At 69.7% G+C, this 14,962-nt stretch carries 11 protein-coding genes; 3 read left to right on the top strand and 8 right to left on the bottom strand.

Features of this window, described 5'->3' with window-relative positions; translation table 11 throughout:
* Positions 1 to 47 precede the first annotated feature (47 nt).
* Positions 48 to 566 carry a hypothetical protein gene (locus tag ACIBB8_RS23255; protein WP_398954996.1) on the top strand — a complete coding sequence of 173 codons (519 nt, stop codon included), beginning with the start codon at positions 48 to 50 and terminating at the stop codon, positions 564 to 566.
* A 393-nt stretch (positions 567 to 959) separates the two neighbouring features.
* On the opposite strand, the gene ACIBB8_RS23250 is transcribed toward ACIBB8_RS23255, so the two are convergent.
* Entirely contained in the window at positions 960 to 1,541 is a 582-nt protein-coding gene (locus ACIBB8_RS23250) for a hypothetical protein (protein WP_398954995.1), read from the bottom strand.
* A gap of 488 nt (positions 1,542 to 2,029) precedes the next feature.
* Positions 2,030 to 3,547 (bottom strand): hypothetical protein, encoded by a 1,518-nt coding sequence (locus ACIBB8_RS23245; protein ID WP_398954993.1) that lies wholly within the window; start codon positions 3,545 to 3,547, stop codon positions 2,030 to 2,032.
* Between the two features lie 111 nt (positions 3,548 to 3,658).
* On the opposite strand from ACIBB8_RS23245, the gene ACIBB8_RS23240 reads away from it, so the two are divergent.
* Together ACIBB8_RS23240 and ACIBB8_RS23235 are read left to right on the top strand one after the other, a co-directional pair.
* Positions 3,659 to 4,810: a sensor histidine kinase gene (locus ACIBB8_RS23240; RefSeq protein ID WP_398954991.1), complete on the top strand. Its 1,152-nt coding sequence runs from the start codon at positions 3,659 to 3,661 to the stop codon at positions 4,808 to 4,810.
* A 4-nt stretch (positions 4,811 to 4,814) separates the two neighbouring features.
* The gene (locus ACIBB8_RS23235; RefSeq protein ID WP_398955035.1) at positions 4,815 to 5,486 is read left to right on the top strand and encodes a response regulator transcription factor; all 672 of its coding nucleotides are present in this window, start codon (positions 4,815 to 4,817) and stop codon (positions 5,484 to 5,486) included.
* Positions 5,487 to 5,816: 330 nt separating this feature from the next.
* Here the strand turns inward: ACIBB8_RS23235 and argG are convergent, their stop codons facing one another.
* The 6 genes from argG to ACIBB8_RS23205 form a co-directional block, all read right to left on the bottom strand.
* The gene (gene argG / locus ACIBB8_RS23230) at positions 5,817 to 7,262 is read right to left on the bottom strand and encodes an argininosuccinate synthase (RefSeq protein ID WP_398954989.1); all 1,446 of its coding nucleotides are present in this window, start codon (positions 7,260 to 7,262) and stop codon (positions 5,817 to 5,819) included.
* A 128-nt stretch (positions 7,263 to 7,390) separates the two neighbouring features.
* Entirely contained in the window at positions 7,391 to 8,854 is a 1,464-nt protein-coding gene (gene fumC / locus ACIBB8_RS23225; RefSeq protein WP_398954987.1) for a class II fumarate hydratase, read from the bottom strand.
* The gene (locus ACIBB8_RS23220; protein ID WP_398954985.1) at positions 8,851 to 10,533 is read right to left on the bottom strand and encodes an NAD-dependent malic enzyme; all 1,683 of its coding nucleotides are present in this window, start codon (positions 10,531 to 10,533) and stop codon (positions 8,851 to 8,853) included. Before ACIBB8_RS23220 ends, fumC begins: the two co-directional genes overlap by 4 nt.
* 529 nt (positions 10,534 to 11,062) lie before the next feature.
* The gene (gap, locus tag ACIBB8_RS23215; RefSeq protein ID WP_398954983.1) at positions 11,063 to 12,061 is read right to left on the bottom strand and encodes a type I glyceraldehyde-3-phosphate dehydrogenase; all 999 of its coding nucleotides are present in this window, start codon (positions 12,059 to 12,061) and stop codon (positions 11,063 to 11,065) included.
* 103 nt (positions 12,062 to 12,164) lie between these two features.
* Positions 12,165 to 13,121: a GlxA family transcriptional regulator gene (locus ACIBB8_RS23210; RefSeq protein ID WP_398954981.1), complete on the bottom strand. Its 957-nt coding sequence runs from the start codon at positions 13,119 to 13,121 to the stop codon at positions 12,165 to 12,167.
* Between the two features lie 474 nt (positions 13,122 to 13,595).
* Positions 13,596 to 14,609 carry a metallophosphoesterase family protein gene (locus tag ACIBB8_RS23205; protein ID WP_398954978.1) on the bottom strand — a complete coding sequence of 338 codons (1,014 nt, stop codon included), beginning with the start codon at positions 14,607 to 14,609 and terminating at the stop codon, positions 13,596 to 13,598.
* Between the last annotated feature and the right edge of the window lie 353 nt (positions 14,610 to 14,962).

The raw sequence follows: 14,962 nt of genomic DNA, 5'->3' as shown, positions 1-14,962 counted from the left end.
GGCGAGCGGTGCGTGCGCTGCCTCCTTCGTGCGGTGAAGCTGAGAGGGTGAGTATCAGAAGCGTGCACCCGGTGAGTGCGGAGCAGATCTACGCAGCCCTTGTCGCCCTGGGGGCTGAACCAGTACTGGATCCGGACGTGTGGCCCCAGGGCCCGCAGGCCGAGGACCGGCTGCGACTGCTGGGCGCCCTGCTGGCCAAGACAGAACTGGAAATCACCGCCTCGACCGGCAGGGGCGGGCAACCGCTGGAGGACGTCGCCGAAGTGCTCCTCGGATGGACGGAGCAGGCAGGACCCGACTCACAGGTTTCGTCCATCGTGCTGGCGAACCGGTTGCAGCTCACCGCGGTGCAGCTCATGAGGGCCGAGGAGGAGGGGCCTGCTCACCGGGCGGCGTCCTGGGCGGCCGTCGTGGCGGCTACGGACGCACTCAGCGCCCAGCTCTATTTCGAGCGCGGTGACATCCGGGCCACCCGGCGAGCTCTCGACCGGACGGAGGCATCGGTCATCGCGATCCTGCAGGGCTTGCACGACCTCCGCGTCGCCATCGGCGATATCGAGGAGTAGAAGGAACCCGTGAGCCCGCTGGAGGGCCGGCCGCGTCGCTGACTTGCGAGAAGGTACGTCCGTGGAACTCGTGAGACCGCCTGCGCAGGCGCGCGGCGCTCTTGCCACCGGCGGTGACACCGCGGTCGGGCCCGGGGGAGAGGTGGGCGTGCCCACTACCGTCTATCAGCTCAGCGCCGACGCGGCCGCCGCGTCTTCGTACAGACGCCCGGCGAGACCCGCATCCGCGGTCGCTGTGGCTCTGTCCACGGGATCGACAGCACCTCGACAGCGGTTTGGGAGTCACCCTGGCGCTGACACGGCATCGGATTGTTCACGGGTTTCGGCAGCGACTGAGCCGAGATCCTGCGAGGTGCGGCGGCCGGCTTGCCCATGACCAGGGAGATGGTTTTGCTACCCGGCCGTGCCTGCACGCTTCGTGGCCCAGAAACGGCGGACAGCCCATCCGGCACCCAGCGCGGAGGCCGTCCAGACGATGACCTCGGCGAGAACCATCGCCGAGGTCACGGTGAGGTGCGGCCCGGGCGGCAGCACGACCATCTGCACGGCAGCACCCACCGGCACGGTCAACGCGGCAAGCAGGCCGGTCAGTCCAGGACGCCTGATGGCTGCACCCACCGCACCCAGGACCAACCCGAACGGCAGACCCACCACCCACCACCTGATCATTTCCGTGCCGGCCCCCCAGACGAGGGCGTCCGTCACGTAGTACGCCCCCGTGGCGGCGATCAGCGCCAGGGCCCCGGCCAGCGCGCCCAAGGCCCGTGTCCTGGCCAGCCAGCCCATCGCCACCGCCAGCGCGGCCCAGGACCAGCCTGCGTCCATCAGCAGGCTGAGCACCTTTGCGGCGCTGGCCCAAACGGTCCCCGTGAGCGGGGCGCCGAGCTCCGCGTATGGGGAGGAAAGCGCGTTGACGAGCGAGGTGGCCGCCCCCAATCCCGCCCCGGCCGCGAGACTGCCCAATATGATCTTCATGTCGGGAGAGTATCCAGCGTTCCCTTGGGTTTCGGCCTTCGGGACCAACGGAACAGCCAGTACCGGTGAGATTGCTCTTGGAGCCTGAACCGTTCGCCACGACTCGGTGTCCGGCGTCAGGAAGTGGGTTGCGCGGGGCGGCGGGACGTCGGCGGCGGCCTGGAGAGCGGTGAAATCGGCGTGGGCCGCCTCGATGGCCTCGGGGTACGCCTGGGTCATCTCGTGTTCGGCGAGGGTCCGGTAGATGCCGGCGACGCTGGGGCTCTGCCCCTTGCGCCGGCCGGTGGGGATGATCAGGTCGGGCTGGATCTGCTCGGCGGACTCGCCACCCCGCGCGGCGCCGCAGCATGGTGTGCAGTATGTCGTCGGTGATGACCGGCAGCCGTCCCAGCGGCGTCACTTTGCCATCTGGGCCGGATGCAACGCCGCCGCATCCCGGCAGTCCGCAATGACGGCGCAGGAACCCGCGGGCTCCCGCGCCGTCAAAATCACCTCCACTGCACCGGTTGCCCGGCCCGTTCATCGCTTTGCGGCAGGCGGTTCAGAGCAAGCCCCAAAAGCATCACCGCGTACGCACACAGCACAGCGACCCCGGCCCACCACGGAAGCGGGAAGTATCCGGCGGAGGGCGCGTAGTGGGCGACGACCTGCGGATATTCGATGAGGGTCTGCTGGGCGGCGAAGCTGGCGGCCGGAGTAACCCGCAGCAGCCACTGTGACAGGCCGTCGCCAAGCAGCGGGAAGGACGTCACAGCGTACGGGACCGCGATCGCCAGGACGGCGACGAAAATCGCGAGCCAGGCGCGCCGAAGCAGGGCGCCGAGCGCGAGCGCGAGTATGGCGGCGAGGGCGAGCACGGCGGCCGTACCGACGACGACCCGCACTCCGGTGAGCGCGGACACCCCGATGACGGAGATCCCGTTCCCCTTCAAGATCGCCACGCCGACCGGGATCCCGATGCCCACGGCGAGGAGACCGGTCACAAACGTGACGGCTCCGACGACGACCGCCTTCGCCGCGAGCACCCGGCGGGTGACCGGCGTGCCGCGGTACTCGGAGGTGACGAACCGCACGGCGACCACGAGCACGATGAGCAGTCCGAGGGTCAGGCCGCCGAGGGTACGCTCCACCGGGCGGCCGCCACCCTCGGCACCTCCCGGCCCGATGTCGCCGGTGCCGGTGATGGTGATCGTGCCGCCCTCCTGCACCGCTCCGGACGGCATGTGGTACTTCTCCCAGTCCGTCTGGTTCATCTCGCCGACGGCGTCTTTTCTCCAGCCCCCGGCGGAGGCCGCGCCCTTGAGGCCGACGTTGTCGAAGACACCGGCGGCCTGCGTGAAGCGCACCTCTTCCGTGGCACCGCCGAGGCCGACAGGCCGCAGCGTCAGGTCGCCGGGAGAGGTGGCGAACAGGCCGACCTGCACAGTCTCGGGCAGCCCGGACAGCCGCGCCGTGCCGACCTTTGCCCACCGCTCGCCGTCGGCGGACTCGTAGCCGGTGATGGTGCCGCCCGACCGCGTCAGCCGCAGCCAGCGCGGCGACTTGGCCGATACCCCACCGTCGCTGCCTGCGGTGTCATGGCGGTAGTCGTACTGCATCCGCACGCCGTGGCTGCCGGAGAGCATCAACGCCGCGTAGGAGGATCCCTGGCGGACACCGTCCTTGATGATGATCCCGGCCTTCGCCCAGGGCACCAGGCCCGGGACGATCTGGTCGTGGTTCGGCGGTGGGTAGGTGATCGTGCCCGCCATGGACGTCATCCGGACCGTGATGCTGCCGTTCTCGCCCAGATCGCGATGCAGAAAGTAGAACTGGTCGTTGACGAGGGAGCCGTCCGGCCCGATTGGTTCGGCCGGGCACGGGCCGTCGCAGGACGCGTGGTTGCCGAACGCATAGAGCAGACCGAGGGCGACGACGACCAGAGCCGCAGCCCCCATCGCGATCAGCCGGCCCGGACGCCGGAAACCGGTCCACTCCCGCCGGAGTAGTTCGTTGGTCGTAAGCATGGACCCGGTTCTACGGATTCGACCATAACGTGGTCCGAACCGCCCCTGTCATGTTGCTGTTAGGTACGGCGGGGCATCCTGAGCCGGGCGGACCTGAGCGGGAAGAGGAACATGGGCAAGCTGCGGAGCGGAACCGTCGGACGGCGATTCACGATCTTGTACGCTGCCGGGTTCCTCGGGTCCGGAATCGTGCTGCTCGCCCTGACCTACCTGATGTCCGGTGGCCGGGTGACCAGCGTCGCTCCTGAACAGCCCCCCACCGGCCGGTCCAACTTCGCCGCCGAGCAGCAGATCCGGGATCTGGAGAGGCAACTCTCGGACGTGCACGCGCAGCAGAGCCACCAGCTGCTGGTCGGCTCGCTGATCGCGCTGGTGGTGATGGTGGGCGTCTCGCTCCTGCTCGGCCGGGTCCTCGCCGGCCGAGTCCTGCGCCCGCTGCGGCTGATCACCGCGGCGACACGGCGGATCTCCGCGGAGAACCTGCATCAGCGGCTCGCCGTGGCCGGACCCGTCGACGAGGTCAAGGAGCTCGCCGACACGGTCGACGGTCTTCTGGAACGCCTCGAAGCCTCCTTCGTCGCGCAGCGCCGGTTTGTCGGCAACGCCTCGCACGAACTGCGCACGCCGCTGGCGACGATGCGGGCTTCGCTGGACGTTGCCGTCGCCAAACCGGAGCCCGCGGCGCAGACCGTCGCGCTCGCCGGCCGGTTGCGGACCGAGCTCGACCGGGTGGATCACCTGCTGGACGGCTTCCTCGTCCTTGCACGGGCGCAGCACGGCACCCTCGCCGACCGGACCCCCGTGTCGCTCGGCAAGCTGGCACGGGAGGCGCTGACCGCACGGGCCGCCGACATTGCCGCGAAGACGCTGACCGTCGACGACGAGGTGCGGCCGAACGCCTGGACGCGGGGTAGTCCGGCGCTGCTGTCCCGGATGGTGGAGAACATGGTCGACAACGCAATCGTGCACAACCAGGAAAGCGGCTGGATCCGGATCTTCACCGAACACGACGACAGCGAGGTACGCCTCGTCGTCGAGACCGGCGGGCGCGTCCTCGACCAGGGTCAGGTAGACCGGCTGACGCAGCCGTTCGAGCGGCTCGGCGCCGACCGGACGGGGTCGGAGGGGAGTTCCGGCCTGGGGTTGTCGATCGTCGCAGCGATCGTCGCAGCGCACGGCGGCTGCCTCGCCCTGCTGGCCCGGCCGGAGGGCGGCCTGCGCGTTGCGGCGGCGCTGCTGTCGCCGGCCGATTCGGAAGCGTGACATGGTGAGGGTTCTGGTCGTGGAGGACGCGCGGTCGCTCGCCGAGGTCGTCGCCGAGGGACTGCGGGATCAGGGGATGGCCGTCGACGTTGCGCACGACGGTCTTGCCGCCGCCGCCAGGCTCGGCCTGAACGCGTACGACGTGGTGGTCCTCGACCGCGACCTGCCCGGCATCCACGGCGACACGCTCTGCCAGATGATCACCGAGCGGGACGATCGCGCGACGGTGCTGATGCTGACTGCGGCCGGGGCGCCCGGCGACCGGGTCAGCGGTCTCACCCTCGGCGCCGACGACTACCTTGCCAAGCCCTTCCACTTCCCGGAGCTGATCCTGCGCATTCGGTCCCTGGCCCGCCGCAGGCCGGCCGCCCGGGCCCGCGCGCTGCGCGCCGCCGGCCTCGAACTCGACCCGGTACGCCGGACCGCCCTCCGTGACGGCCATCCGCTGGAGCTGTCCGTCAAGGAGTTCGCCGTCCTGGAGGCGCTGCTGCGCGCCAGTCCGGGCTTCCTGAGCGCCGAGGACCTCCTGGAACAAGTGTGGGACGAGAACGCCGACCCCTTCACCAACACGGTGACCGTCACAATCGGCCGGTTGCGCCGCAAGCTGGGCAGCCCACCGGTCATCACGACGACGCCCGGGGTGGGCTATCGCATCGCCGACGCTCCGACCGTCTGACAGGACTTTGATCGGCCGGAGCCACGGCGGTCCAGATCCCTCCGGGCCCCGTCACTGTCCTGGGTCATCGCCCAGTCCCGTCCCCCGCCTGCTCAACGACCGCCCGGCCCGCAGGGCAGGGACCACCAGCCATCCGTACGTGGTCGCCTTCGGCACGGTGGAGGGACGAGTGCGCCCATGACCGTCCACCGGCTCAGCGCCGACGCGGCCGCGAGCCCTCGGGCGGTTCGCACGCCGGCGCTGTGCCGAACCGCCCGAGGCCCCGGCCTCCCGGCTGCGACCGGGCGCGGCCCGCTCCGGTCCCCTGCCCGGAGCGGGCCGGCGCACCGGTCAGTCGGTGCCGAACTCCATCGCGGCGCGGTCCAGCAGCTCGTCGTCGCCGGAGACCTCACCGCGGGAGGCGATGGCCTCGGCGCCGCCCTCCGGCATGGTGCCGATCAGGCCGGTCGCCGCCTGGGCGGCGCCGATCAGCGCGGGGTGGGTCGTGCCGACGATGCCGAGGCCGGCGTACTGCTCGAGCTTGGCGCGCGAGTCGGCGATGTCGAGGTTGCGCATGGTGAGCTGGCCGATCCGGTCCACCGGGCCGAACGCCGAGTCCTCGGTGCGCTCCATCGAAAGCTTGTCCGGGTGGTAGCTGAACGCCGGGCCGGTGGTGTTCAGGATCGAGTAGTCCTCACCGCGCCGCAGCCGCAGGGTCACCTCGCCGGTGACCGCCGAGCCGACCCAGCGCTGCAGCGACTCGCGGACCATCAGCGCCTGCGGGTCCAGCCAGCGGCCCTCGTACATCAGCCGGCCGAGGCGCCGTCCTTCGTTGTGGTAGTGGGCGAGGGTGTCCTCGTTGTGGATCGCGTTGACGAGGCGCTCGTACGCGGCGTGCAGCAGCGCCATGCCGGGTGCCTCGTAGATGCCGCGGCTCTTCGCCTCGATGATCCGGTTCTCGATCTGGTCCGACATGCCCAGGCCGTGGCGGCCGCCGATCGCATTCGCCTCCATCACCAGGTCGACCTGGGAGGCGAACTCCTTGCCGTTGATCGTCACCGGGCGGCCCTGGTCGAAGCCGATCGTCACGTCCTCGGCGGCGATCTCGACCGAGGGATCCCAGAACCGCACGCCCATGATCGGTTCCACGGTCTCCACGCCGGTGTCGAGGTGCTCCAGCGTCTTGGCCTCGTGGGTGGCGCCCCAGATGTTGGCGTCGGTCGAGTACGCCTTCTCGGTGCTGTCGCGGTACGGCAGCCCGTGGGCGACCAGCCACTCCGACATCTCCTTGCGGCCGCCCAGCTCGGAGACGAAGTCGGCGTCGAGCCACGGCTTGTAGATGCGCAGGTGGGGGTTGGCGAGCAGGCCGTAACGGTAGAACCGCTCGATGTCGTTGCCCTTGAACGTCGAGCCGTCGCCCCAGATCTGTACGTCGTCCTCGAGCATCGCCCGGACCAGCAGGGTGCCGGTGACGGCGCGGCCGAGCGGCGTGGTGTTGAAGTAGGCACGGCCGCCCGAACGGATGTGGAACGCGCCGCAGGCGAGCGCGGCCAGGCCCTCCTCGACCAGCGCCTCCCGGCAGTCGACCAGGCGCGCGACCTCGGCACCGTAGGCCTTCGCACGGCCGGGCACCGACGCGATGTCGGGCTCGTCGTACTGGCCGATGTCGGCGGTGTAGGTGCACGGGACGGCACCCTTGTCGCGCATCCACGCGACCGCGACGGAGGTGTCGAGGCCGCCCGAGAAAGCGATGCCGACGCGCTCGCCGGTGGGCAGGGAGGTGAGAACCTTAGACATAGGAAGAGTATGTATGTATTCGCATGATTATGCAAGGAGGGCTTGCCGCGTCGCCCTCGCCGTAGGGCGTCACCGCGACCGCCCTGGATCAACCATGCGATCACGCCGGAACGCGCCCCCGGCACCGCTCAGACCATCTGCTCCGGCTTCACGATGCGGTCGAATTGGTCCGCGGTGATGTAGCCGCTGGCGAGGGCGGCTTCGCGCAGTGTGGTGCCCTCGTGGTCGGCCTTGTGCGCGATGGCCGAGGCCCGGTCGTAGCCGAGTACCGGGGACAGGGCAGTGACCAGCATGAGGGAGCGGTCCACGAACTCGCCGATCCGGTTCCGGTCGAGGTCGATCCCCTCGATGCAGAACTCGCGGAGCTTGCCGCAGGCGTCGCCGAGAATCCTCGCCGAGTGCAGGAAATTGTTGATGATGACGGGGCGCATCGCATTCAGCTCGAAGTTGCCCTGCGTGCCGGCGAAGGCGACGGCCGAGTCGTCTCCCAGGACCTGGATACAGACCATCACCATGGCCTCGCACTGGGTCGGATTCACCTTTCCGGGCATGATCGAGCTGCCCGGCTCGTTCGCCGGGAGGACGAGTTCACCGAACCCGCAGCGCGGCCCGGAGGCCAGCCACCGGATGTCGTTGGCGATCTTCATCAGCGGTACGGCCAGCGCCCGCAGACCGGCCGAGGCCGCCACCATGGCGTCCAGTCCGCCCTGCGCGGCGAACTTGTTCGGCGCGGTCCGAAACGGCCGGCCGGTCAGCTCGGCGATCTGCGCCGCGATGTCCGTGCCGAAGCCGTCAGGGGCATTGAGCCCGGTGCCGACGGCGGTGCCGCCCGCGGCCAGCTCGTACAGCCCGGGCAGCGTGGCGCGGACCCGCTCCAGCGCTTCGTCCAGCTGGTGCGTGTATCCCGACCATTCCTGGCCGACCGTCAGCGGGACCGCGTCCTCCAGGTGCGTCCGGCCGATCTTGACCACGTCGTGCCAGGCGCGGGCCTTGGCGTCAACGGCGTCCCGCAGCCGCCGCACCTGCGCGATCAGATGGTCCTCGATCTCGACAACGGCGGCGAGGTGCATGGCTGTGGGGAAGGTGTCGTTGGAGGACTGCCCCATGTTGACGTCGTCGTTGGGGTGGACCGGGCTCTTGGAACCGAGCTCCCCGCCGACGAGCTGAATGGCCCTGTTGCTGATCACCTCGTTGGTGTTCATGTTGGACTGGGTGCCGGAACCGGTCTGCCATACGAAGAGCGGGAAGTGCGCATCGAGTTGACCGCCGGTCACCTCGTCCGCGACCCGGGCGATGAGGCCGGCCTTCCACCCCGGCAGCCTGCCCGCCCGGCCGTTCACCAGCGCCGCAGCCTTCTTGACGTAGCCGTACGCATGGTAGACGGCCTTCGGCATCCGGTCGTCGCCGATCGAGAAGTGCAGCAGCGACCGCTGGGTCTGGGCGCCCCAGTAGCGGTCGGCCGGCACCTCGATCTCGCCCATGGAGTCGGTCTCACGGCGGGAGCCCGTCGCGGTCAGCCCCACCGGCAGGTCGAGGATACGAGGGGGAGTCTGCGGGGGTGCGCCAGAGGCTTCCTGGTGGCGCGCGGTCATGACGTGCCGCCGCTGTCGTGGTAGACCGGCTGCCACATCGCGTCCTGCACGGCCTGCACAGGGTCGTCCACGGCAGCGGTGGCGACCCCGTCGGCCCGGGCCGCCTCGACCACGGCAACGGCCACACCGGCCGAGGAGGCGCGCAGGTCGGCCACCGGGGGCAGCAGTGACGCCCCGGGCTCGCTGACGTCCACCTGCCGGGCGACGGCCTCGGCGGCGGCGAGCAGCATGCCGTCGGTGACCCGCTCGGCGCGGGACACGATGGCACCCAGCCCCAGGCCGGGGTAGAGAAGCGCGTTGTTGGCCTGGCCGATGGTGTGGGTGACACCCTTGTACTCCACGGGCTCCACCGGGATGCCGGCCGTTACCAGCGCCTTCCCCCCGGACCAGGCGATGATGTCGGCGGGCATGGCCTCGATGCGCTCGGTCGGGTTGGAGAGCGGGAAGATGATCGGCCGCTCGGCCGCCTCGCCCATCGCCTCGACGACCTCACGGGTGAACGCGCCGTGCGCGGTCGAGGTGCCGATGAGGATGGTCGGGCGCGCCCTGCGTACGGTGTCCAGCAGCGAAGGGGCGCCGTGCGGGTCAACGGCCCAGCCGGACACGTCCGCGGCGCGCCGGGCGTAGGGCTGCTGGTAGTCGCGCAGTCCGCTCATGTCGTCGGTGAGCAGACCCTGCTTGTCGATGAGCCAGATCCTGCCGACGGCCTCATCGAGCGCCGCGCCGTCGCGCACCATCGCATCACGCAGCTGGTCGGCGATCCCGACGCCCGCGGTGCCGGCACCGAACACCACCACCCGCTGCTCCCGCATCGGCACGCCCGTGATGCGCAGCGCCGACAGGACGGCGCCGATCGTGATCGCTCCGGTGCCCTGCAGGTCGTCGTTGAAGATCCGCATGCGGTCCTTGTACGTCTCCAGGATGCGGCGGGCATTACCGGGCCCGAAGTCCTCGAAGTGCAACAACGCGTGCGGGAAGTGCCGGGAGGCGGTCTCCAGGTAGGTGCGGATGAAGGCGTCGTACTCGGCGCCGCGACGCCGGGAGTGCCGGTTGCCGAGGTACAGCGGGTCGTTGAGCAGCGTCTCGTTGTCCGTTCCCACGTCGAGCGAGACCGGGATCACTCGGGTCGGATCCACCCCTGCGGCAGCCGTGTAGACCGCCAGCTTGCCGACGGAGATCTGAATGCCGCCCACACCCCAGTCGCCTATCCCGAGGATCTCCTCGGCGTCGGTGACCACGATCAGGTCGACGTCGTCCGGGCCCAGCCCGAGCCCTGCGAACGCCTCCTCCACCTGCTGCGGTTCGTCGATGGACAGGAACAGTCCCCGCGGCCGGCGGTACTCGTGGCTGTACCGCTCGATCGCCACCCCGACAGTGGGGTCGTAGACCACCGGAAGCAACTCCGTGAGGTGATCCATCAGAACTTTGAAGTACAGCGTCTCGTCGCTGTCGTGCAGCTCCTCCAGGAACACATTCTTCGCCAGGTCGTCCGGCTGTGCCTGCAACTGCCGATGGGCCCGCTCGGCCTGCTCGTCCAGGCTCAATACGGCCGCGGGGAGCCGCCCGGTGATACCCAGCGCCTTGCGCTGCTCCCGGGTGTAGGCGACGCCGCGATTCTGCGCCGGGTCGTCGAGAACACTGAGACCACGGCCGTGCTGCTGGTGCGTGCTCTGGGACATGGATCTCTCCAGCGGCTAGGTGCGCGCCCAGGCACGGGCGCCGTGCGCCCCCAAAACAAGCGTAGATACCCCAGCAGTCGATGGCGATCCGGCGGGACAGGAGGCGCGCAGACGGATACGGCCACCAGCGATCACCGATTGGCGTGCGGACAAACGAAGATCAGACGGCGGCCGCAGGCCATGGCGCAGATCCCGCCCGCCGGCTGGAGATGTCTCGGCGGCCTGATGGGCCCGGTCGCGGGCCGCGAGAACGCCACCGAGACGTTCCTGGCAGCGGAGCCTGACCTCCTGACCGAAGTCATTTCGAACGCAACAGTCGAGGAGCGCCATGTGGTCAGCCTGGCCGTTGCCACCCGCCGGCAGCCGTCCGATCAAGAACTGACGCCCCGCCGCACGGCATCGACCGCCCCAGCCGCCGCAGCCGGGGCGATCCAGACCCTCGCAGGCCCCGTGCGTCGCTGCACCGGAGCGCCAACGGGAGGCGCTGGGCAGCGAGGCCTTCGGCGGTGGGGACCGCCCCGGCGTCCGCTCAGCGAGCGGCGAGCAGCGTGACCGTGTCGATCACACGGTTCGAGAAGCCCCACTCGTTGTCGTACCAGGCGACCACCTTGACGTGGCGCCCGTCGACGCGGGTGAGGGCCGAGTCGAAGATCGACGAGGCCGGATTGCCCATGATGTCGGATGAGACCAGCGGATCGTCCGAGTATTCGAGTACGCCGGCCAGCGACCCCTGTGCCGCGGCGCGGTACGCCGCCAGCACCTCGTCGCGCGTCACGTCGCGCGTCACGGTCGTGTTGAGCTCGACGATCGAACCCACCGGAACCGGCACGCGGATCGAGTCGCCCGACAGCTTGCCGTCAAGGTTCGGCAGCACGAGGCCGATCGCCTTGGCGGCGCCCGTCGTGGTCGGCACGATGTTGACAGCGGCGGCGCGGGCGCGGCGGGCGTCGCGGTGCGGACCGTCCTGCAGGTTCTGCTCCTGCGTGTAGGCGTGCACCGTCGTCATGAAGCCGTGCTCGATGCCGGCGAGTTCGTCGAGCACCGCGGCGAGCGGCGCAAGCGCGTTGGTTGTGCACGAGGCGTTCGAGACGATCGTGTGCAGGTCCGGGTCGTACGCGTCGGTGTTGACCCCGAACGCGAGCGTGACATCAGCACCGTCCGACGGCGCGGTGACGAGCACCTTCTTCGCGCCCGCGTCGAGGTGGGCACGGGCGGCCTTGGCCGACGTGAAGCGGCCGGTCGCCTCGAGCACGATGTCGACGCCGAGCTCGGCCCACGGCAGCTGCTCCGGTTCGCGCTCGGCAAGCACCGCGATGCGACGGCCGTCGACGACGAGGGCGCTTCCGTCGACCGTCACCGGGCGACCCAGCCGGCCGGCCGTGGTGTCGAAAGCGAGCAGCCGCGCAAGAGTGGCGGGCTCCGTGAGGTCGTTGACGGCGACGACCTCGAGGTCGTCGCCGCGTTCGAGCAGCGCGCGCAGCACATTGCGTCCGATGCGGCCAAACCCGTTGATAGCGATGCGAGTCATGAGCGATGTCCCTTCTGTTCGCCATCAGGTTCGCGCCCGGCACCCGCCCGCGACAGCGGCGTGATCGCCATGGTTCAAAAGGATCTCGCCACATGAGGGCGGGCTATTCGCCCTTGGTGAAGGTGCGCCGGTACTCGCTCGGCGTGGTGCCGAGGATGCGCTGGAAGTGCAACCGCAGATTCGCACCGGTGCCGAGACCGACGTCGGCGGCGATCTGCTCGACGCTCCGCTCCGAACGCTCGAGCAGCTCACGGGCCACGTCGATCCGGGCGCGCATGACCCACTGCATCGGCGTGTACCCCGTGTCTTCGACAAAGCGTCGCGAGAACGTGCGGGGCGACACCGTCGCATGCCGGGCGAGCGCCTCGAGGGTGAGGGGCTCGCCGAGCCGGTGCAGCGCCCACTCGCGGGTGGCGGCGAACCGCTCGCCGAGCGGCTCGGGCACGCTGCGCGGCACATACTGCGCCTGGCCGCCGCTGCGGTAGGGGGCCGCGACCAGGCGCCGGGCCGCGTAGTTCGACGCGGCAACCCCGAGGTCGCCGCGCAGAATGTGCAGGCACAGGTCGATGCCCGAGGCGGCGCCGGCCGACGTCAGCACGCTGCCCTCGTCGACGAACAGGACGTTCTCGTCGACCTGAACGAGCGGATGCTTCGCCATAAGCGCCCGCGTGTAATGCCAGTGGGTCGTGGCGCGTTTGCCGTCGAGCAGGCCCGTGGCGGCGAGCGCGAAGGCGCCCGTCGAGATGGCGGCGAGCCGTGCACCCCGGTCGTGGGCGGCGACCAGCGCGTCAATGACGGCCTGCGGCGGGTCGTCGCGGTCCGGGAACCGGTAGCCGGGGACGAAGACGATGTCGGCCCACGCAAGCGCGTCGAGCCCGTGGGTGACGTAGTACGACAGGCCGTCCCCGCCGGTCACGAGGCCGGGTGCCGCACCGCACACCCGCACCTCGTACGGCATGCTCGCGCGGGTCGTGAAGACCTGCGCAGGAATGCCGACATCGAGCGGCTTCGCACCGTCGAGCACAAGGACGGCGACGCGATTCAGGCGGGAGGCTGGCACGGGAAAAAAGGGTACGCGGGTGTGGCTTCGATACCGGGTGTGAGGTAGTGACGGCACTTCCTGTACCGCAACTACTGACGCCCGTGGCTGCCCGCCGACGTCGTCGAGAGCGACGAGACCCGCCGTCGCCTCGGCGAGGCACAGAGCGACCAGGAGCTGCTGGACCGCGCGGTCGCCGCGTACGCCGAGCGCGGGAACGGGAAGGGTGGCGGAGGCGGTGGTGGGGGTGACGCCGGGCCTCGACGACCCCACGTCAAGCCAGGCCGCCGAGGCCATCCGCAGGCGGCGGCGGGAGCGTTTCTCGGCGCGGGCCCTCGTGGCGGCCCGCCGTGACTCGGGCTGGCCCCCTCCTGCACCCCGCACGGGATGAAGTGCGTGACCGAACTGTCTCGGGGTGACGGCCGCCGAAGGCCGGTTTCGGACGCGCGTACGAAACCGGCCTCCTGGTGTCTTGAGGTCACGTATGTGCGTACGTCAGATTGCTGTGTGCAGCGGGATCGTGATCTGCTTCAGCCAGTCACCCTTGGCAAAGTCACGCGCCTTCACCACGACCTGGTCGCGATACACCTCGACCTGGAGGCCCTGGTTGAACGTGCCCTCGACGACCACCTCGCCGCCCTTGCCATCGTCGGTCCAGCCAGTCTGGATGGCACCTGTGTTGATCACGGAGAAGCCGTCGAGATTCGCCGTGCCGGGAACCACGCGCCGCACGTACCAGTCGGACAGGTTGAGGTCCCAGTGGGTGTGCCCGCAGAACAGGAACACGTCGCGGTGGCGGCCGAGAATACCCAGCAGCCGGTCGGCCTGGAGGTAGTCACGCATGTACAGCTTGTTGTGGCTGCCCGAGACCGTGTTCGGGAGCGGATGATGCGTGATGACCATGACCGGCTTGCGCTTGGCCTCCCAGTACCTGAGCCGCTCCTCCAGCCAGGCGAACTGGGCGTCGCTCATCCACACATCGTCCCAGAGGGTCGAGTCGTGGTAGTGCATGTACTTCTCGGTGCCGATCATCAGCACCGGGATTCCGCCGAAGGACTGCTCGGCGTAGACGGTGTTGCGGCCTGCGAAGTTGTAGAAGCTGCGGAAGAGCGAGTCTTCGGTGGTGCCGTTCGGCCAGGTCGACTGCGACAGCTGGTCCGGATTGGCCCACTTGGGCACGTAGAACTCATGGTTGCCGATCGCCCAGGCCGCCTTCGGCAGCGTGTGCCTGCCGAATGTCTCCTTCACCGCCGCGTATTCGAAGTCGTATCCGCGGGGGGTGATGTCACCGGCGATCGCGATCCCCGTGCTGTCCGGGTTGCTCTTGCTCAGGTCCTCCAGCGTCGCGTTCAGATCGCCAAGATCGCCCTGGATGTCGCTGATGACGTTGAACTTGGTGACGAGTTTGGACTGGGGTGCACGGGCCGACGATGCGTGCGCCGGTACCTGCGAGGCGGCGCCGAGGGCGACCGCGCCCGCAGCGGCGGTCAGAAGTGACCTGCGATCCACTTGTAGATCCTTTCGGGATGAGCGGGATGCAGACGCCTCGGAGTCGACCGGGCGCTTGCTGTCGCACCGAGCGTTCGGTCCAGACCTGTTTATGAGTACGTGATCTGCCGGACGATGCCGTGATTGTGGTGCGACAACCGGATGAACGTATTCCGCCGTAGGAAGCCAAACCTGGAATCGCCGGAAGCGTGCCGCAGGGCGGGCGTTGCCCGATCCTGTGATGTGCCTACCCGAGGGGTGTGGCGTCGCTGCGGTGAGCCGAGGCGGTGCCGATGGGCGAACGGCTCGACCTGCTGCCCGTCGCCGTGCCAGAGCCGCGCACGCCGATCGACACCGCCGCAGCGCCCAGGCGA

The organism is Streptomyces sp. NPDC051286 (assembly GCF_044455345.1).
Taxonomy (GTDB): Bacteria; Actinomycetota; Actinomycetes; order Streptomycetales; family Streptomycetaceae; genus Streptomyces.
This window is presented reverse-complemented; position numbering and strand designations above follow the sequence as displayed.